This is a genomic window from Hymenobacter nitidus (genome assembly GCF_020447315.1).
Lineage (GTDB): Bacteria > Bacteroidota > Bacteroidia > Cytophagales > Hymenobacteraceae > Hymenobacter > Hymenobacter nitidus.
The window spans coordinates 11,946-29,806 of sequence record NZ_JAJADQ010000003.1 but is presented as its reverse complement, the minus strand read 5'-3'; the positions used below and the strand labels follow the sequence as shown (position 1 = coordinate 29,806).

General features: G+C 59.1%; 18 protein-coding genes. 8 read left to right on the top strand and 10 right to left on the bottom strand.

Annotation, left to right across the window (positions count from 1 at the left end; translation table 11 throughout):
• Positions 1-90 precede the first annotated feature (90 nt).
• From LGH70_RS06350 to LGH70_RS06340, 3 genes are all read left to right on the top strand, one after another.
• Entirely contained in the window at positions 91-1,698 is a 1,608-nt protein-coding gene (locus tag LGH70_RS06350) for an ABC-F family ATP-binding cassette domain-containing protein (RefSeq protein ID WP_348533739.1), read from the top strand.
• Positions 1,699-1,786: 88 nt separating this feature from the next.
• Positions 1,787-2,260 (top strand): hypothetical protein, encoded by a 474-nt coding sequence (locus LGH70_RS06345; protein WP_226183791.1) that lies wholly within the window; start codon positions 1,787-1,789, stop codon positions 2,258-2,260.
• A gap of 176 nt (positions 2,261-2,436) precedes the next feature.
• Positions 2,437-3,201 (top strand): sterol desaturase family protein, encoded by a 765-nt coding sequence (locus LGH70_RS06340; RefSeq protein ID WP_226183789.1) that lies wholly within the window; start codon positions 2,437-2,439, stop codon positions 3,199-3,201.
• Positions 3,202-3,283: 82 nt separating this feature from the next.
• Here the strand turns inward: LGH70_RS06340 and LGH70_RS06335 are convergent, their stop codons facing one another.
• Complete coding sequence (locus tag LGH70_RS06335; protein ID WP_226183787.1) at positions 3,284-3,991, bottom strand: hypothetical protein; 708 nt, start codon at positions 3,989-3,991, stop codon at positions 3,284-3,286.
• A gap of 461 nt (positions 3,992-4,452) precedes the next feature.
• On the opposite strand from LGH70_RS06335, the gene LGH70_RS06330 reads away from it, so the two are divergent.
• Positions 4,453-5,031 carry a hypothetical protein gene (locus tag LGH70_RS06330; protein ID WP_226183785.1) on the top strand — a complete coding sequence of 193 codons (579 nt, stop codon included), beginning with the start codon at positions 4,453-4,455 and terminating at the stop codon, positions 5,029-5,031.
• 245 nt (positions 5,032-5,276) lie between these two features.
• Positions 5,277-5,864: a hypothetical protein gene (locus tag LGH70_RS06325; protein WP_226183784.1), complete on the top strand. Its 588-nt coding sequence runs from the start codon at positions 5,277-5,279 to the stop codon at positions 5,862-5,864.
• Positions 5,865-5,962: 98 nt separating this feature from the next.
• Here LGH70_RS06325 and LGH70_RS06320 read toward each other — a convergent pair whose 3' ends face one another.
• From LGH70_RS06320 to LGH70_RS06290, 7 genes are all read right to left on the bottom strand, one after another.
• Positions 5,963-6,922: a transketolase family protein gene (locus LGH70_RS06320; protein WP_226183782.1), complete on the bottom strand. Its 960-nt coding sequence runs from the start codon at positions 6,920-6,922 to the stop codon at positions 5,963-5,965.
• 32 nt (positions 6,923-6,954) lie between these two features.
• Positions 6,955-8,361 (bottom strand): vWA domain-containing protein, encoded by a 1,407-nt coding sequence (locus tag LGH70_RS06315; RefSeq protein WP_226183780.1) that lies wholly within the window; start codon positions 8,359-8,361, stop codon positions 6,955-6,957.
• A 269-nt stretch (positions 8,362-8,630) separates the two neighbouring features.
• Complete coding sequence (locus tag LGH70_RS06310; RefSeq protein ID WP_226183778.1) at positions 8,631-9,509, bottom strand: transketolase; 879 nt, start codon at positions 9,507-9,509, stop codon at positions 8,631-8,633.
• Between the two features lie 374 nt (positions 9,510-9,883).
• Positions 9,884-10,333, bottom strand: a complete 450-nt coding sequence (bcp, locus tag LGH70_RS06305; protein WP_226183776.1) for a thioredoxin-dependent thiol peroxidase — start codon at positions 10,331-10,333, stop codon at positions 9,884-9,886.
• Positions 10,334-10,352: 19 nt separating this feature from the next.
• Positions 10,353-10,928 (bottom strand): lipocalin family protein, encoded by a 576-nt coding sequence (locus tag LGH70_RS06300; protein WP_226183774.1) that lies wholly within the window; start codon positions 10,926-10,928, stop codon positions 10,353-10,355.
• A 101-nt stretch (positions 10,929-11,029) separates the two neighbouring features.
• Positions 11,030-12,961 carry a M23 family metallopeptidase gene (locus tag LGH70_RS06295; RefSeq protein WP_226183773.1) on the bottom strand — a complete coding sequence of 644 codons (1,932 nt, stop codon included), beginning with the start codon at positions 12,959-12,961 and terminating at the stop codon, positions 11,030-11,032.
• Between the two features lie 66 nt (positions 12,962-13,027).
• Positions 13,028-13,642: a fumarylacetoacetate hydrolase family protein gene (locus tag LGH70_RS06290; protein ID WP_226183772.1), complete on the bottom strand. Its 615-nt coding sequence runs from the start codon at positions 13,640-13,642 to the stop codon at positions 13,028-13,030.
• A gap of 218 nt (positions 13,643-13,860) precedes the next feature.
• Here LGH70_RS06290 and LGH70_RS06285 point away from each other — a divergent pair, with 218 nt between their 5' ends.
• Genes LGH70_RS06285 through LGH70_RS23535 form a run of 3 tightly spaced genes read left to right on the top strand, consistent with a single transcriptional unit; the run spans position 13,861 to position 15,380 of the window.
• A complete protein-coding gene (locus LGH70_RS06285; protein WP_226183771.1) occupies positions 13,861-14,655 on the top strand; it encodes a M48 family metallopeptidase in 795 nt (264 codons plus the stop codon).
• A 24-nt stretch (positions 14,656-14,679) separates the two neighbouring features.
• On the top strand, positions 14,680-15,252 hold the full coding sequence (locus LGH70_RS06280; protein WP_226183770.1) for a hypothetical protein: 573 nt from the start codon (positions 14,680-14,682) through the stop codon (positions 15,250-15,252).
• Complete coding sequence (locus LGH70_RS23535; RefSeq protein ID WP_262905260.1) at positions 15,249-15,380, top strand: hypothetical protein; 132 nt, start codon at positions 15,249-15,251, stop codon at positions 15,378-15,380. The genes LGH70_RS06280 and LGH70_RS23535 overlap by 4 nt, the downstream gene beginning before the upstream one ends.
• Before the next feature lie 64 nt (positions 15,381-15,444).
• Here LGH70_RS23535 and LGH70_RS06275 read toward each other — a convergent pair whose 3' ends face one another.
• Both LGH70_RS06275 and LGH70_RS06270 read right to left on the bottom strand, forming a co-directional pair.
• Positions 15,445-16,143 (bottom strand): alpha/beta fold hydrolase, encoded by a 699-nt coding sequence (locus LGH70_RS06275; RefSeq protein WP_226183769.1) that lies wholly within the window; start codon positions 16,141-16,143, stop codon positions 15,445-15,447.
• Positions 16,144-16,228: 85 nt separating this feature from the next.
• Complete coding sequence (locus LGH70_RS06270) at positions 16,229-17,614, bottom strand: UDP-N-acetylmuramate--L-alanine ligase (RefSeq protein ID WP_226183767.1); 1,386 nt, start codon at positions 17,612-17,614, stop codon at positions 16,229-16,231.
• Positions 17,615-17,861 lie beyond the last annotated feature (247 nt).

Sequence of the window (17,861 nt, the reverse complement as noted above, 5' to 3'; positions counted from 1 at the left end):
CACTAAACGCACTCTATGTAATAGGTAATTTCTTTCAGAAGGAAGCAGGTAGCCATGTCGCCAAGCGGCTTGCTCCTGGTATTCGTGTGTTTGAAGAAAGAAATTATGCTGGTTTTACAAAGCGTTGCCTACGCCCATCCCAACCGGGATGTTCTGTTCGATTCCCTACAGCTGAGCGTTGGCCGGCATCAGAAGATTGCCCTGATCGGCAACAACGGCGCCGGCAAATCAACCTTGCTGCGCATTCTGGCCGGCGAGCTGGCCCCGGCCAGCGGTGTGGTCCGGCTGGAGGCCGCGCCGTACTACGTGCCCCAGATCTTCGGGCAGTTCAACGACCTGACCATTGCCCAGGCCCTGCGCATAGAGCCAAAGCGGCTGGCCCTGCACGAAATCCTAGCCGGCACCGTCACCGAGGCCAACCTTGCCGCGCTCAACGACGACTGGACCATCGAGGAGCGGTGCACGGAGGCCTTGGCCCAGTGGGACCTGGCCGGGCTGGAGCTGACGCAGCCGATGGCGACGCTCAGCGGCGGGCAGAAAACGAAGGTGTTTCTGGCCGGCATTACCCTACACCAGCCCGAAATTGTGCTGCTCGATGAGCCCAGCAACCATCTGGACACGGCCGGCCGGCAGCGGCTCTACGACTTTATCCGGACAACCCAAAGCACGCTGCTGGTCGTGTCGCACGACCGGACGCTGCTGAACCTGCTGGATTCGGTGTGCGAGCTGAGCCGGCGCGGCCTGGCGGTGTACGGGGGCAACTTCGACTTTTATCAGGCGCAGAAGCAGCTGGAAAGCCAGGCCTTGAGCGAGGACGTGCGCAGCAAGGAAAAAGCCCTGCGCAAAGCCCGGGACGTGGAGCGCGAAACCGCCGAGCGGCAGCAGAAGCTGGACGCGCGCGGCAGGAAAAAGCAGGAGAAGGCCGGCGTGCCCACCATCATGCTGAACACGCTGCGCAACAACGCCGAGAAAACCTCTTCCCGCCTCAAAAGCGTGCACGCCGAGAAGCTGGGCGGCATTGCCCAGGAACTAAGCGACTTGCGCCAGGAACTGCCCGACACGGACAAGATGAAGTTTGGCTTCGACTCGTCGGGGCTGCACACCGGCAAAATCCTGGTGACGGCCACGGCCATCAACTACGGCTACGGGCCGCAGCCGCTGTGGCCCCGGCCCCTGAGCTTTCAGATTACGAGCGGGGAGCGGATTGCTTTGAAGGGCTTGAACGGCTCGGGCAAAACCACGCTCATCCAGCTTATCATCGGGGCGGCCGAGCCGCAGTCGGGGACGCTGTACCGGGCCGCCGGCAACAAAACAGTGTACATCGACCAGGAATACTCCCTGCTTGACAACCAGCTGACCGTGTACGCACAGGCCCAGCGCTTCAACGTGGCCGGCCTGCAGGAGCACGAGGTGAAAATCCGGCTGAGCCGTTTTCTCTTTGGCAAAGACGAGTGGGACAAGCCCGGCCGTGCCCTGAGCGGCGGTGAAAAGATGCGCCTGCTGCTCTGCTGCCTCACCATCGGCCAGCAGGCCCCCGACATCATCGTCCTCGACGAGCCCACCAACAACCTCGACCTCCAGAACATCGGAATTCTGACGGCGGCCCTCAACGACTACCAGGGCACGCTGCTGGTCGTGTCGCACGACCCGGTTTTTCTGGCGCAGGTTGGCGTGGCGCGGATTATTGCGCTGGAATAAGACGTATATTTTGCCCGCCAGCCGCCCCTGGTCCCACTCACTTTCTGACCAAAAACGGTATCAGGCGGTGTATTTGTAGAAATTGAACATGAGCAGAATTCTTTTTTTCTGTCTGTTGCTATTAGGCTTGCCGGGCTGTTTGCTTCTTAATAAAAGGGGCGTTACCAGTTGTGCGTGTTGCTATAGTACCTACACCAGTATCACAAGCGCTGCGGCGTGTATCACTCAGGATTCCGGAGCTGCTACAGCCGCCGATAAGAGATTGTACCTGCTGGCTTTCGTGCAGAATGATCTGAAGGCGAATCAGCAGCTGGGGTGGGGTATTATTAAAAGCCCAGCGGTAATCGAGGCGGCTCAAAAGAACTATCTGCTGATAACATTGCCGATGCAGGAGCCGCTTATGTACAATCTGTCTGCTGAATTGCAAGATGTCATCAGTAAGCACCGCGGCCAGCCCTTTTTTGTAATTGTCAACCAGGCTCTCTATCCTTTCGCTGACTGGAAAGCTGACCAGGATGATGCATTTATCATCAGCCGACTGGAAAATGGAAACGGGCCTTAGCCCACAACCAAAACGACTTCTATAAATTTGGAACGGCTCCGGCTGCAGCGCGCGACTTAAGTATCTTGCTATAATAAAAAATAGAGTTTTTTGGTTAATTAACTCGCATCCTTTTGCTGGTGATAATTTCACGAAATCTTCAAAACAGTTCCTGATACTCTGTAAGCCGCCGTTCTATGAATGAGATAAGTGTTAGCAAAATTTTGGCAACGCAGGGAATTCAGGTAATCCTGATTCTTGTATCGACTTTGGTGTTTTTTACTTTGGAACGAAGGTTTCCCGGCAGGGAGCTTCCTGAGACGAAGGGCTGGTATCTTCGGTCTATACTTATGAATATTGTTCAAATCACGCTTATTGGAATCGGTGGTTTGACATGGAATACATACTTCAGGCAGTATTCTTTACTGCAGCTTGGGAATTGGCACACCCCGATTACCGAGGGATTTGTCTACTGGTTCTTTGGAACCTTCGTTTTCTATTGGTGGCATCGTTTACGGCACGCCAATGGATTTTGGGTTGTTTTTCACCAAATTCATCATAGTCCGACCAGGATAGAACTGTTGACCTCGTTCTATAAGCACCCTGTTGAAATACTGGCAGACTCCGTCATTACCAGTTTTTTTCTGTTCTTCATTTTTGGTGCTACGGCGGAGGCCGCCGCCTGGACTTCCTTTTTTGGTGCTACCGGTGAGTATTTCTATCACTCAAATATCAGGACGCCTAAATGGTTTGGCTACTTTTTGCAAAGGCCCGAACACCATTCTATTCATCATCAGCTGGGTGTTCATAAATACAATTACGGTGATATAACGTGGTGGGACAGAATGTTCGGAACGTTTAAGGAGGCCGATGATTTTGCCCCTAATTGTGGCTTTCCCAACAACAACGAACGAAGAATATGGGAGATGCTTCGATTTAAAGACGTCTATGACAAGCACTAACCATACTGTAGTGAGCAAATAATAAAAACGACCCCGGTTGCGCACTGCAGCCGGGGCCGTTTTTTTGCTGCTGCCAGCCGCTTCAGTTTACGGATGGTTTCGGGGCGGCTACTTTCTCCGGGCTGGCCTTGTGCTGCCGGAAGTACTTCTTGTCGAAGTACGAGGCCGCTTCCTGGGGCTGCTCGGCGAAGGTGAGGCCCAGGGTACGGGCGTTGTGCGAGAGCTGGAGCGTAAGCAATGCCCGCTCGGCGGCGCTGCCCAGACTGGCGTCGGCTTGTTGCTTTTTCTGCCCGCTCTGGGTGGCCAGGCCCGCCAGCAGGGCTTGGCGGTGGGTGGCGTAAGTCGTCTTCACGTCGGCCTCGAACGAGCCGCCCAGGTCCTGAAAGGCTGTGTCAAGCCGCTCCAGCAGGCCGGGCCAAGCGGCGCGGCTGGCCTGGTGGTATTCGGTGTTGCCGCGCGGGAAAAAGCGCAGGCGGTCAGCTTCCTTTTTAAGCTTGTAGTAAATAGCTTCTTGGCCTTCGCCCACCAGCCACTGGGTCAGAGCCTCCATGGCTTCGGCCAGCGTGAGGCTGGTGCCTTTGCCCGTGCTGCGCGCCGTAGCCGACTGACTGCGCTGCCCGAAATACGCCTCGTAGCGAGTTTCGGTAGCGATAATCAGGCCGGCGAAACGGTCCCTGTCATTGCCCTTCCGCAGCCGCTCCAGATGGTCGCGGGTGCCGGCTTCGAGGTCGGCGTAGCTCAGCTTGTCATCATCAAACCAGTTGCTAAAAATCTTTTCAAACGCAAGCATAATCGAAAGGGCATAAATAGGTTAAAGATGCGGCTAGGTAGAGAGAATAGTTGAGCTAGTCAACGGGCAAACCGGGACACACTTGCCCCAATTGTGACAGGTGCCCGCCGCTTTCCGCCCCTGCCCATCACAGTCGTGACAAGCCCCCGCCGCTTTTTCCGAATGCCTGTCACAGTCGTGATAAGCGCCCGCCGCTTTTGCCGGGCCTCCGTCACGACTGTGACGGGCACTCCGCACTTTTGCCGGGTGCCTGCCACAGTCGTGACAGGCAGGGGGCGCTTGGTGAAAGGACCTGTCACGGTTGTGACGAGTGGGGTGGGATTTGGGGGAGCGTACAGCCGAGAGCTAACAATCAGGACGGCATGTAAACAGAGAGTAAATACAGTAATTCGGACCGGCGGAGATGATTTTCACTTGCATGGAATACTTTCAGGCAGGGAAAGATTAACCAATTTGGCAGCATGATAAAATATGGCCTATTAGGTAGTTTATTAGTTAGCGGCTCCCTGACTGCTGCCGGGCAGCAGGTATTGCAGGGGGATTCGGTTTACCAGAATCTGCAAACTAATAAATCCAGCCTGGCAGATATTAAGCGCGTAATGGGCTGGCCCAGCTCGAAGAAAAAACTGGTCAACATTAAGTATGGCCATTTTCGGGAAGGTGGGTCCTTTACCAGTAAAAGTCTTGTGGGCTATACATTCAGCTACAAAAGGCGGGGGGTAAATTTCACTGTTGAAGAAGAAACGCATAAGCTAAGCCGCATCGCCTTTAGGCCTGCCGCCGCTATTGTCACGGCCAAAGGAATCCAGCCTGGAAAAAGCACGTTCGCCGATGTCGTGGCTGCGTATGGTGCCATTGATGTGAATAAAGACTTACGGGAACCGCCTTACATATACCAGGCCCGCATCGACAGACATACAAAAAAGGAGAGGTGGATTACCGTTTTGCGGTACCAGGGTATTCGGTTTGTGAGCTATGGCAAGCTGGAGCCAAAGGTGGATTTCTCCCCTCGGCGGGTAGATGAAATCCAACTGGATTGACTACAGCAGCAGTAATGCAAAACGGCCCCTGCTGCATCATGTAGCAGGGGCCGTTTTGATGTTGATAGTCAGGCAACGACAGGCTCAGCATGACGTGCTGTTGCGGCTGGATTGATTAATGCGCCTTGAGGGCCAGTACTTTCTCCGCAACTGGTCTGTAAAGTATTAGTATTGCCATATATTGTTCCGGATTCCTCAGCGAAGGGCGTCTGGGAAGTTTAAACCGATACTCACTGGCAAAACGCATGACGGAAACGCGCTTTTCTACCCTCAGCTTGTATGGTACCCTACTCATAACGGCAGCCATTTGGGCGCTGCTGGCCTGGAGCCACTACCACGGCGGCGTACCGAGCCACCATTTTCTGGCCCGGGAGGACATGCCCGCTATTTCCAACTGGTGGGGCGGACTGCTGCTGCCGGTGCTCACCTGGTTGCTGTTGCAGCGCATCCGGCGGCAGGCGTTTGGCCCGAATGCTTCGTCGGCCGACGCGCCCCGGGCCCTGCGGCGCGCCCTATACGGCTTTGTTGGCGCTTTAGCGTTCGGGGTGTTAATATCGGTACTGTTCACGGCCGGCGCATCCGATATGGCGGGCAATGCCATGCTGGGCCTGTTCGTGGTTGCCTTCTTCGTCCCGATTTACCGGCCCGAGTGCCTTTTGGGCTTTGTGCTGGCCATGACCTATACCTTCGGGGCGGTGCTGCCAATGATAATCGGCACCGTATTAGGGCTGATCGGTCTGGTGCTGCACGGCGTTATCCGGCGTGGCCTGCTGTATGGTGTTGCGAAGCTGGCGCCGCTACGAGCGGTAGGCAAGCCCGGCGCCAATAGCTAATCCCGCGGCGGCCTACCCAGGCATCGGGTAGAACTTACAACTGAAAAAGCCCCCGCAGCTAGGTTGCTGCGGGGGCTTTTTGCTAAGACCAGGGGAAATTACTTCGCCTTGCGGGCCAATACTTTCTCCACGGCAGCCACGATGTCGTTTTCCATCAGGCCGTATTTCTCCATGAGCTGGTCGGGAGTGCCCGACTCGCCGAAGGAGTCGTTCACGGCTACCATTTCCAGGGGCAGGGGCTCCTCGCGGGCCAGCAACTGGGCGATGCTGTCGCCGAGGCCGCCGTTCATCTGGTGCTCCTCCGCCGATACCACGCAGCGCGTCTTGCGCACCGATTCCAAGATGGCCTGGGCATCGAGGGGCTTGATGGTGTGGATGTTGATGATTTCGGCGTCAATACCTTTCTCGGCCAGGATATGGCCGGCCAGGATGGCCTTCCACACCAGGTGGCCGGTGGCGAAGATGCTCACGTCGGTGCCTTCGTTCAGCATCACGGCCTTACCGATTTCGAACTTCTGGTCGGCGGGTGTGAAGTTGGGCACCACCGGGCGGCCAAAGCGCAGGTACACGGGGCCTTCGTGCTCGGCAATGGCGATGGTAGCGGCCTTGGTCTGGTTGAAGTCGCAGGGGTTGATGACCGTCATGTGAGGCAGCATCTTCATCATGCCCAGGTCTTCCAGAATCTGGTGCGTGGCGCCATCTTCGCCCAGCGTAACGCCGGCGTGCGAGGCGCAGATCTTCACGTTCTTATCCGAGTAGGCAATGCTCTGGCGGATCTGGTCGTAGACGCGGCCGGTGCTGAAGTTGGCAAACGTGCCGGTGAAGGGAATTTTGCCGCCGATGGTGAGGCCGGCCGCAATGCCCATCATGTTGGCTTCGGCAATGCCCACCTGGAAGAACCGCTCGGGGAAGTCTTTCTTAAAGGCGTCCATCTTGAGCGAACCAGTCAGGTCGGCCGTCAGCGCTACCACGTTGGGGTTGCTTTTGCCCAGCTCGTGCAAGCCCACGCCAAAGCCGGAGCGGGTATCTTTTGATTCGGTGTAGGGAAAATCTTTCATTCGGTATGGGAAGGGAAGTTTTGTGTTTCTTTTTACTTGTTAAACATGCTCACCGAGCTGGTTTGCCCGCTGCGAATGGTGAAGTTGCGCACGTCGGTGAACTTGCTGCCGGTGGCCGTGGCGGTGCGGAACACCAGGCGGTAAGCCCCCGGCTGCATAGGCAGGTTGACTTTGCTGCTGGCCTCGGGCAGGTTGTGCACCCAGGTCTGCGACTCGTCGTTGTTCAGGCGGTAGATGCTGCCGTGGCCTTTCAGGTCCGTCACGATGTTGAGCGTGCCGGGCGCGTCGTAGGTCACGGCCGTTTCCTGGCCCTGCTTAATGCTGATGCGGCGCACGATGCGGGGCAGCGTGAGTAGCTCCACCTCGTAGTTGCCGGCCAGCAGCTTTTGCCTGCTGCCAAAGGGCAGGCTGACCACCGTCGCCGCGTTGCCCTGGGCCCGCACCACCGCCTGCACCTTGCCGTAGGGGTTGGGCGTCAGGTTTGGCGACTGCAGCACCAGGGTGCCCTGGGGTGTTTTGTAGGTCAGCACGTTGGCCTTGCCGGGCCGGATAACCAGGTTCGGCTGGCGCACCGGCGGCACCGTGTTGATGACCAGGTCGTAGCTCTGCAGGGCGTCAATGTCGAGTACGTCGGCCTTGCCCTGCGCGTCGCGGTAGTGCACGTAGTTGTACTCCGGCGTTTCCGTGACGTTGTTCACGAAGGTCAGATTCACGTTGCTTTCCACCGGCTTGCCCGCCTCGTCCGTCAGGTTCACGCTGACCGTGGTTTTGGTTAGCGTCTGGGCAATGACGTTGTCGAGCACCCGGCGGAAAGTCTTGGCATTGGCTGCGTTGTAGTACTGGCCCAGGCAGTCGAGCTGCCGGCCAAAGTCCTTTTCCGCGCCCAGGCCAATGACAAACGGCTTGAGAAAAACCCGCCGCCGCTGTAAGGCTACCGAGGTGGCGCAGGGGTCACCCTTGCAGGATTCCAGGCCGTCGGTAATCAGAATCAGCACGTTGCGCGAGGCTTTGTCACTGGGGAAGTCGTTGGCCGACTGTTGCAGGGAGTAGGTAATTGGGGTGTTGCCGCGGGCCTCCAGCGTTTTGAGCCGGTCCTTGATGGCCTTGGCGTTTTTGGGGGCGAAGGGCACTTCCAGCCGCGAATCCTCGCAGTTGTTCTCGTCGTCGTCGTGCTGGTGGCCGTAGGCGCGCAGCGCCAGCTCCAGGTTGGGGTAGGCGTTGAGCGAATCCACCATCTTGGCCAGCAGCTCCTTGGCCACTGTCCAGCGCGGGGTGCCTTCCAAAGGGGCCAACATGGAGCCCGAAGCATCGAGCACGAACAGAATCCGGGTGACCTTGGGCTTCTCCGGCGGCACGTTCTGGGCAGCTACCGGCGCTACCAGCCACAATGTGGCCAGCAAAAACACCGTACAGCGTACCCAGAACCCGCGGTTGTTCATGCTGTTTACTTGCTGAAAAGCATTCCCATTGTACCGATTAGAACCCCTGAAATTGCTAACGCTGACAGCTTTACCATATTGGATGTATCAGCAGTGGCTCTACCAATACTAACTCCTATTGCTACTCCCACAATGCCAGCTACTAAGCTCGCCCCGTCGCTTACAGAGCCCATGAGGATCATTGGAATCGGTATCATCCAAAGACCCATCATAATGGCTCTGTACACTTGGGGCTTAAGCAGCTCCTGCATCCTGACCGGTAACGAAGGCTAGTAGTCCGAAGCCTGCTCTACCAGCAGCTGCTGCAGGGCTTTTTCCAGCTGCTCGTCGTTCGGGGCGGTGCCATGCCACTTGTGGGTACCCATCATGTAGTCTACGCCGAAGCCCATCTGGGTGTCCATCAGGATCATCGTGGGCTGGCCCTGGCCGCTGAGCTGGCCAGCTTCTTCCAGGGTGGGAACGAGCTTTTCGAAGTCGTTGCCGTCGGTTTCGAGCACGCGCCAGCCGAAGGCTTCGAACTTCGCGCGCAGGTTGCCCAGATTCATGATTTCGTCGGTCGAGCCGTCAATCTGCTGGCCGTTGCGGTCCACAATGGCAATCAGGTTATCGACTTTGCAGTGGGGGGCATACATGGCCGCTTCCCATACCTGGCCTTCTTCCAGCTCACCGTCGCCCATGAGCACGTACACGAGGCTCTTGTCGCCATCAAGCTTCTTGGCCTGGGCCGCGCCGATGGCCACGCTCATGCCCTGGCCCAGCGAGCCCGAAGCAATGCGGATACCGGGCAGATGCTCGTGGGTGGCGGGGTGGCCCTGCAAGCGGGAGTTCAGCTTACGGAAGGTCGCCAGCTCGCTCACGGGGAAGTAGCCCGAGCGGGCCAGCACCGAGTAAAACACGGGCGAAATGTGGCCGTTCGAGAGGAAAAACAGGTCTTCGCCTTCGCCTTTCATGCTGAAGCTGGGATTGTGCTTCATGATGCGGAAGTACAAGGCCACCAGCAAGTCGGTGCAGCCAAGGGAGCCGCCGGGGTGACCGGAGTTCACGGCGTGCACCATGCGCACGATGTCGCGCCGCACCTGGGAGGCAATCTGCTTCAACTCGGCCACGCTTTTCTGGTCGGTGGCGGTAAGGGTATTTTCCTGGGACATGGAAATGAGAAGGAGGGTTTACGCTGGCAAAGGTAATGGTCTTGGCGAAGCCGCCCAGCCCCGCGGCCCAGGCTTCTTACCACAACCGATAACGATAGGCGAGTTTAATGGGCTGAGGTGCTAATGCGGGGAATGGGCTACTAATTAATGTGAGAAGTGTGTGGAATGCAGAGAGTATGTCCTTGCGAGGCACGAAGTAGTCCGTCCTCTGAGATGTGCCGAGCTTCCTTCAGTGAAAAGCCCTTTCCCACGCAGATAGGAAAGGGCTTTTTGGGTAAAGGGCGGGCCGTACTGCGCAGCAGATAGCTTGACGCCGCTGGATGCGCGGAATGGCCTGCCTCCTCGCAAGGACAAACGATTAGCACATCAGCCCATTACGAAAGCAGCTGGGCGGCGTGGTTCTTGGTGTCGACTTTCTCGATGACCTTCTCGATAATGCCCTGCTCGTCAATGAGAAAGGTGTGGCGCATGGTGCCCATGTACTTGCGGCCGTACATGGATTTCTCCTGCCACACGCCGTAGGCTTCCACGATTTTCTTGTCGGTATCGACCAGCAGGGGGAAGGGCAGCTCGTACTTCAGGGCAAACTTCTGGTGGGACTTGCCGCTGTCGATGCTCACGCCGATAACCTGCACGTTCTTGGCGGTCAGCTCTTCCTGGTGGTCGCGCAGGTTGCAGGCCTGGGCCGTGCAGCCGGGCGTGTCATCTTTGGGGTAGAAGTAGAGGGCGACTTTCTTGCCGCGCAAATCCTGGAGGCGAATGAGGTTGCCATCCTGGTCGAGAGCTTCAAAATCGGGAGCGGGGGTGCCGGGGGTGAGGGCCATGAGGGGCGGATTAGGGCGGTTACGGTTTGCCAGCTACGGGCTGGGGCGTAAAAATCAGGTTTTCCGTCGGAAAACCCAGCGAATGGGCCAAACCCACCAGCCGGTCACGGATGGGGCGCTCCAGGTGGGGCGTGCGGCACAGCAGCCACAGGTTCTTACGGCTGGGCTCCCCTACTAGGGCGTAGCGGTACTCCGGGTCGTGGTCCAGAATCCAGTAGTCGCCCTCGAAGGGCCAGAAAAAGCTGACGCGCAGCTTGGCGTTGGTGGCAGTATCGACGATGCGGGCCGTGCCCTTCACCGACTCCACCGGCCCGTTCACGTCGTCCTTGTGGCAGGTATTGAGCACGCTCACCTTACCATTGGGCAGCAGCTTATACTGGGCCGTGACATGCTCGCAGCCTTTTTCGAAGCGCGTGGGTAGGCGGGCAATTTCGTACCACAGGCCCATGTAGCGGTGCACATCCACGTGGGGCGACACCGGCAGCGGAGCGTACAGCTTACGGCGGATATAGGCGTAGGCGGCAATACCGGTGGCAACGGTAGCCACGGCGGCGCCTAGGATAACGGGCTGACGGCGTTTGGGGAAGTTGGCCATAATAACAGAGACAGGAAATAATACGGGAAGTCAGCTTTACGGCCAGAACAGCTTTCTGGGTTTTACAACAAAAAAGGCGGACCACACGGCCCGCCTTTTCTCTATAAATTAAAGCTCAGCACTTTTTCATTGCCGGCCTGGTCGGTGATGCGCAGCGTGGCCGGTCCGCGCAGGGGTGGCCCCACCGTGTCGTTGGGCTCGGTGAAGAGGGTGGAGTTCTTGTATTCGTAGCGCAGCAGCCGGAACCGGCCCCCGACCATGAGCGTGTAGCTGTTCAGGCCCGAGAGGTTGTCGCCGACCTGGAAGGTGAGGCCGCCGGGGCCTTTGCGCACCAGACGGGCCGAGGGTGCAATGGTATCGGCGAAAATGCGGAACTGCCCGAATACCTTGGCCGGGAAGCTCACCTGGTTGCCTTCCCACTTGCCGCCCACGTAGCTGCGGCCCCCGCGGGCATTGACTAAGTACACGGCCGAGTGCTCCTTATCGACTACTTCCGCCTGGGGCTTGAGCGTGATGCGCAGCGGCAAATACAACGACTGGCGCGGGCTGTGTACAGTCCAGGCGCCGTCCTTGTAGCTGGTTTGCAGATACAAGGTGTCGAACAGCGTCTGGGTGCCGAAGCTCAGGTTCAGGAAGTTGTCGGCAAAGCCCTGCTCGGTGCCAGCCGGAATAGCTGCCTGCCGGTCGAAGCGCTTGGTGAGGCCCCCGAAGCGGATGGAGTCGGGCAGGCCGGCGCGCAGGTCGTAGAGGTACACGTTCTGGCTCTGGGCCGTATAGCTGGGCTTGAGCTCCAGGCGGCGGGAGCCGCGCAGCAGCACGGCGTTGGCTGCCTGCCGGGCCGTGTCGGGGTCGGCGGCAATAACCTTGAGGATGTTGCGGGTCACTTCCCAGCGCAGGCCGGGCTTTTTCACCGCCGCGCTGCGGGTTTTGGTGTACTCCGGCTTTTGCCCGCGCAGCACAAAGCGCAGGGGCGTGGTGTTGCCGTAGGAGTCGCTCATCAGCACCTCCACCGCGTAGAGCTTGCCGTCTTCCACCCGTAGCTTGCCCTTGCCGGGGCCGGTGGTGTACATCGTCAGCTCGTTGCCGTCGTCCACGAACAGCTTCTGCAGGGTGCGGCCCTGAGTCATCATCCACTCGTAGTCCACGTGCTGATTCACGGCGCGCGTGCCCGTCGGAAACGGCACGTTGTCGACCACGTGGGAGTAGAGCGGCTGCCCGTTCACCGTCACGTCCACCTTCTGCAGGCCGTTCTTGTTCCAGGCATTGTCGTACCGGTCGAAGGCCTGGAGCAGCACGCCCACGGTACCGAAGGCCGTAATGGTATCGGGCCAGGCCGTGGCCACGCCGGCCGCCGGGGCTACTTTGGGCACGAACACCGCCTTGTCGAAGCGGCTCTGCACGCGGGCGTCGATGCTGAGTGGCTCCACGGCAAAGGCCTGCAGGGTGGGGGCAATATGGTCCTGGATTTCGGTAAAGCCGCCCCACTGCAGCGGGTTCAGCTGGTTGTCCTGGGCGTCGCGCACTTCCCAGTGCAGGTGGGGGCCGGCCGAGCCGCCGGTGTTACCCGACAGGGCCACGACTTCGCCGCGCTTCACCGGAAACTGGTCTTTGGTGAAGAACAGCTCCAGCTCGTAGGTCTGCTTTTCGTACTGCTTTTCGCGCAGCGCGGCGGCCACCGGGCCCATAAACCGGTTCAGGTGCCCATACACCGTGGTAGTGCCGTTGGGGTGGGTGATGTAGAGCACGTTGCCGTAGCCGAAAGCCGACTGCTTCAGGCGCGAGACGTAGCCGTCGGCCGAAGCATACACGGGCAAGTCCGTGCGGCCATCGGTTTTGATGTCGAGGCCGCCGTGGAAGTGGTTGGGCCGCAGCTCGCCCATGCTGGCGGCCAGAAAGTTGGGCTGGCCCGGCTTGATGGGAAACAGGTAGTAGCCCGGCGCAATGGTGAGGCGGGACGCCGGGCCGTTCTGGCGGGCCGGCTTGGGCAGGGAGTCGGGCTCCTGCCCGGCCATGGGAGCGGGACGCAAGCTCATGGTAGTGAGCAGCGTGAGCAGTAAAACGGAGGTTTTCCCCCGGAAAGACGTATGCAGCACTCGACTCTATTTTACCGACAGTTCCAACACCTTCTCATTCTCCAGGTAGCCCGTCAGCTGGTCGCCAATCTGGACCGGACCCACGCCGCTGGGCGTGCCGGTGAAGATCAGGTCGCCCATTTTCAGGGTGATAAAGCGCGAGATGTAGGCAATCTGGGCCGCGAAGTTGTGCAGCATCATACCCGAGTTGCCGCGCTGCTTCACCTCGCCGTTTACTTCGAGGTGGAAGTTGATGTTGGCCAGATCGGCAAACTCGGCCACCGGCTTAAACGTGGGCGACAGGGGCGCCGAGCCGTCGAAGCCCTTGGCCAGATCCCAGGGTAGGCCCTTGCTCTTGGCTTTGCTTTGCAGGTCGCGGGCCGTGAAGTCGATGCCCAGACCAATGGCGTCGAAATAAGTGTGGGCAAACTTGGGGTCGATGTTCTTGCCGTTTTTGCTCACGCGCAGCACCAGCTCGATTTCGTGGTGAATGTCGGTGGAGAAATCGGGGTAGAAAAACGGCATGCCGCGCTGCAGAAGCGCGGTTTCGGGCTTAGTGAAGATGACGGGCTCGTCGGGCGTTTCGTTGTTGAGTTCGGCAATATGTTCGGCGTAGTTGCGGCCTATGCAGAGTATTTTCATGGAGGGAAGTCGAGGGAAGAAAAGGTATTTGGCCAAAAATAGCGCTTATTCGCGGCCCGGAAAATCAAAATGCCGCCTACGTAACCCCGCCGGTCCGCGTTGGAGCCGGTGGCCTAAACATTTTACCCGGCGCCCGTCGTATAGCATTCCAGCCGGTTGCTGTGGAGGTTGCTGCTTGATGGCACCGGGGCAACATCTTCTCTAAACGTGAATTTACCATGATAAAGAAGCTCATGCTGGCCAGCTGCCTGTTTGTGGCCGCCGCCTGCTCTACCGTTCCCATCACGGGCCGCCGCCAGCTCAGCCTAGTATCCGACGCCGAAATCAACGCCCTGGCCGTGCAGCAGTACCAGGAAGTACTTAAAACTAGCCGGCTTTCCTCCAATTCGACCCAGGTGGCTATGGTACGGCGCGTGGGCCAGCGCATTCAGCAGGCCGTCGAAACCTACTTCCGCAGCCAGAACCAGCAGGAGCAGCTGGCCGGCTACGCCTGGGAGTTCAACGTAATTGAGGACAAGCAGGAAAACGCCTGGTGCATGCCCGGCGGCAAAGTGGCCGTCTACACCGGTATTCTGCCCATCACCCAGGACGAAAACGGGCTGGCCGTCGTCATGGCCCACGAGGTGGCCCACGCCGTGGCCAAGCACGGCTCGGAGCGCATGAGCCAGGGCCTGCTGCAGCAGGCGGGCGGCCAGGCCTTGTCGGCGGCGCTTTCCACCCGGCCCGAGGCTACGCAGCAGCTGGCCTTGCAGGCCTTCGGGGTGGGCTCGTCGGTGGGGCTGCTCAAATACGGCCGCAACCAGGAAACGGAAGCCGACCACCTGGGTCTGATTTTTATGGCCATGGCCGGCTACAACCCTGATGGCGCTATTACGTTCTGGCAGCGCATGGATGCCCGCGAAAACCAGGCCTCACCCCCGGAATTCCTTTCCACTCACCCCTCCAACGGAACGCGCATTGCGGATATTCAGCGCGAGCTGCCCGAGGCCCGTAAGTATTACAAAGCCCGCTAATTGTGGGGCTCCGGCCCACCCCTGATGAAAGTATCCCCCCGTTCCATTCTCTATCTTGCCCTGCTGGCGTTGCCGGTATTCGGCGCGCTGTCGTCCTGCGAAACCACCAAGCGCGGCTTTCCGGAAATGAGCTCTCCCTCCTCCGATCCGGACGAGGATGCGGCCCGCCGCAAGCGCGAAGGCATCAGCACCCAGCTGGCCCGCATCAACGAAGGCAAGGTAGAGTATACCATGCCCCGGGCCCAGTTGGCCACGGCCTTTATCCGGGAGTTCAACGACGGCACCGTGGTGGATAAAACCATGATTCGCAAGGTGCAGGAAAGCGCCAAGGACAAACCCATCTACTACCTGGTAGGCATGGGTCTGCGCGACGGAATGTTCCGCTCCATGGCCATTCCGCTGATAACGTCCTCCGACCAAAGCCTGTATTTGAGCTCCAACGCCGAGCGGTACACGATTACCAGCGTCGGTTGCTCGTTCTGCTACTTCTCGTTCGAGAAAAACCAGATTACCGGCACCACCTGCGGCGACAACAGCGGTGGCAGCCGCTGCGACCTAGTGGTGGAAAACACCAACAACCTCTTCCGAAAGAAATGAGCCGCAAGTGGATTTTGCACCTGAGCCTGACGGCCTTGGCCCTGCTGGTCACCACTGACCGGCGCCGCGCCAAGCCCAAGCCGCCGGAACCGTCCGAGCCGGATAAGCAGCCTGAAACTACCCCGTAAAAAAGGCCCGCTACCTCAGGTAGCGGGCCTTTTTGTTTTCTGGGCGTACTAAAATCCCAACGGCTTACGCGGCACTGGCAATGAAGCGGCTAATGCGCCCGGCCAGCTCATCGGGGTTGACGCGCTCCAGCGGGTGGGGCGTGTTCATCAGGATTTCAAACGTGGCCTGGGGCAGGTAGGAAGCAAACAGCGAAGAGCCATCCACGCCGGCTGTTTTGTCGAGCTCCCCCACCAGAATCTGCACCGGAATCATGATTCTGGTGAGCTTCTCGGGCGTCAGGGGCGGGTGCTGGCCCAGCTCCAGCATCATCCGCTGTGTGGCATCCAGCACGGCCGTCCACTCGATGGGGGCGTGGGTTTGGGCGAGCTGCTCGGCAAACTGCGGCACCTTCTCCCGAATCTTCTCCGCGTCCAGCATCCGGGTTTCCGCCGCAGCCGTTTCCGGCGACCAGTCGAACTTGGTGCCCAGCGTCGTGATGGTGCGTATCAGGTCGGGCGCTTCCGCGGCGGCCAGCAGCGCCGCGTAGCCGCCCATGCTGTAGCCGAAAACGTGGACGCCCGTCAGATTTTTCTCCCGGATAAACTCTACTACCTCCCGGGCAAAACCAGTCATGTTGAACGCAGCCGGCTCCAGTGCCCGCCCCCCGTGGCCGCTGAAAGAAAACGTGTGCACCTGGTAAAACTGCGACAAGTCGCGGGCCAGAGCCCGGAGTTGCTTGTCAGAACCCAGTGCGCCGTGGAGGAGGAGCAGGTTTTCTTTCATGGGAGACGATTGGAAAGGAGGCAGGTTAAAAAAGAGCGTCATTCCGAGCGAAGCTCGGAATGACGCTAAAATTACACGAAACACCCTACTTCGTCACTTCCGCTGCCAGCTGCGCCAGGTCCAGCCCATCGAAGGTGCCGGAAGACATCATCAGCAGGTTGGCATCCTGCCAGTTTTGCTCGTGCAGAAAGGCGGCCAGGGCTTTGCTGTCGGTGAAAACCTTCAGGTCGGGGCGCTGGAAGGCTTGCTGCACAGCTTCAGCGGGCAGGGCGGGCAGGCGCTTGTGCTCCAGCACGTGGGGGTTGAAGTAGACCACGGCCACGTCGGGCGCGTCGAAGGTGTGGGCGTACTGGGGCAGGAAAGCCGGATTCAGCGAGCTGAAGGTGTGCAGCTCCAGGCAGGCCACCAAGCGGCGCTTCGGGAATTGCTTCTTGAAGGCCGTAGCCGTAGCCTTAAGCTTGGACGGGGCGTGGGCAAAGTCCTTGTAGACCACTGAGGTTTCGCCCTCGCCCACCAGCTCCAGGCGCCGGGCCGCGCCCTTGAAGGTCGCCAGGGCCTCGTAGAAGTCCTTGCCCTTGATGCCCAACTGCTTGCAGACTTCCTTGGCAGCCGAGATGTTGCGCAGGTTATGCTCGCCAAACACCTGAATCGGCACTTCCTCGTCCTTTTTGGTTATCAGCACCGTCTTGCCGTTGCGCACCTTGTTCTCGTGCGGGCCGTAGCCGATGTACTTCACGTCGGGGGTGGTGGGCACGGTCACGAGCTGCACCTGCTCATCGTTCTGGTCGTAGATAAGCACGCCGGCTTTGGGCGTCATCTCGGCGAAGATGCGGAACTGCTCCCGGTAGTCTTCCTCGGTCGGAAACACGTTGATATGGTCCCAGCTGATGCCGGAAATCACCCCGATGTGGTGCTGGTACAAATGAAACTTGGGCCGCCGGTCAATCGGCGACGACAGGTACTCGTCGCCCTCGATGATGATAATAGGCGCGTCCTCGGAAAGCTGTACCATCAGATCGAAGCCTTCGAGCTGGGCGCCCACGGCGTAGTCGAACTTACGCTTATGGTAGCGCAGCACGTGCAGAATCAGCGAGGTGATGCTGGTTTTGCCGTGCGAGCCGCCAATGACAATACGCTGCTTGTCCCTGGAGGCCTCGTAGATGAACTCGGGGAAGGAGTAGATGCGCAGGCCCAGCTCCTGAGCCCGGAGCAGCTCGGGGTTGTCGGCGCGGGCGTGCATGCCCACAATCACGGCATCCAGCTCGGGCGTTACCTTCTCCGGAAACCAGCCTTCCGCGGCGGGCAGCAGACCGGCGGCGGCCAGGCGGCTTTTGGCGGGCTCAAAGATTTCGTCGTCGGAACCGGTGACCTGGGCACCGCGGCGGTGCAGGGCCAGGGCCAGGTTGTGCATGATGCTGCCACCGGTGGCAATCAGGTGTAGGCGCTGGAGAGAAGCGGGCGTTGGGGCCATGTATTAAAACTAAATCAGGGCGGATGGGCTTTACAGAGCCGGGCGGCAAAGGTAATAAACCGGGGCCGTTGTACCGGGGCCTGATTGCAGAGCACGAGGGGAGGGCCGGGGAAGATACCGAAAAGAAAGGACGACAGCATGCCTCATATTCTGCCGTTCAGCCGTTAGCTTTGTGCCCCTTTTGCGTTAGATTTGCTGAGTATCGATGAATGATCGGATGGATGACCGCCTAAAACAATCTGCCTCG

What these genes read in the sequence shown, in the direction of transcription:
- LGH70_RS06345 (WP_226183791.1), top strand. Translation starts at nt 1,787, where the DNA reads ATGAGCAGAATTCTTTTTTTCTGTCTGTTGCTATTAGGCTTGCCGGGC.
- LGH70_RS06340 (WP_226183789.1), top strand. Translation starts at nt 2,437, where the DNA reads ATGAATGAGATAAGTGTTAGCAAAATTTTGGCAACGCAGGGAATTCAG.
- LGH70_RS06335 (WP_226183787.1), bottom strand. Translation starts at nt 3,991, where the DNA reads ATGCTTGCGTTTGAAAAGATTTTTAGCAACTGGTTTGATGATGACAAG.
- LGH70_RS06330 (WP_226183785.1), top strand. Translation starts at nt 4,453, where the DNA reads ATGATAAAATATGGCCTATTAGGTAGTTTATTAGTTAGCGGCTCCCTG.
- LGH70_RS06325 (WP_226183784.1), top strand. Translation starts at nt 5,277, where the DNA reads ATGACGGAAACGCGCTTTTCTACCCTCAGCTTGTATGGTACCCTACTC.
- LGH70_RS06320 (WP_226183782.1), bottom strand. Translation starts at nt 6,922, where the DNA reads ATGAAAGATTTTCCCTACACCGAATCAAAAGATACCCGCTCCGGCTTT.
- LGH70_RS06315 (WP_226183780.1), bottom strand. Translation starts at nt 8,361, where the DNA reads ATGAACAACCGCGGGTTCTGGGTACGCTGTACGGTGTTTTTGCTGGCC.
- LGH70_RS06310 (WP_226183778.1), bottom strand. Translation starts at nt 9,509, where the DNA reads ATGTCCCAGGAAAATACCCTTACCGCCACCGACCAGAAAAGCGTGGCC.
- bcp (WP_226183776.1), bottom strand. Translation starts at nt 10,333, where the DNA reads ATGGCCCTCACCCCCGGCACCCCCGCTCCCGATTTTGAAGCTCTCGAC.
- LGH70_RS06300 (WP_226183774.1), bottom strand. Translation starts at nt 10,928, where the DNA reads ATGGCCAACTTCCCCAAACGCCGTCAGCCCGTTATCCTAGGCGCCGCC.
- LGH70_RS06295 (WP_226183773.1), bottom strand. Translation starts at nt 12,961, where the DNA reads ATGAGCTTGCGTCCCGCTCCCATGGCCGGGCAGGAGCCCGACTCCCTG.
- LGH70_RS06290 (WP_226183772.1), bottom strand. Translation starts at nt 13,642, where the DNA reads ATGAAAATACTCTGCATAGGCCGCAACTACGCCGAACATATTGCCGAA.
- LGH70_RS06285 (WP_226183771.1), top strand. Translation starts at nt 13,861, where the DNA reads ATGATAAAGAAGCTCATGCTGGCCAGCTGCCTGTTTGTGGCCGCCGCC.
- LGH70_RS06280 (WP_226183770.1), top strand. Translation starts at nt 14,680, where the DNA reads ATGAAAGTATCCCCCCGTTCCATTCTCTATCTTGCCCTGCTGGCGTTG.
- LGH70_RS23535 (WP_262905260.1), top strand. Translation starts at nt 15,249, where the DNA reads ATGAGCCGCAAGTGGATTTTGCACCTGAGCCTGACGGCCTTGGCCCTG.
- LGH70_RS06275 (WP_226183769.1), bottom strand. Translation starts at nt 16,143, where the DNA reads ATGAAAGAAAACCTGCTCCTCCTCCACGGCGCACTGGGTTCTGACAAG.
- LGH70_RS06270 (WP_226183767.1), bottom strand. Translation starts at nt 17,614, where the DNA reads ATGGCCCCAACGCCCGCTTCTCTCCAGCGCCTACACCTGATTGCCACC.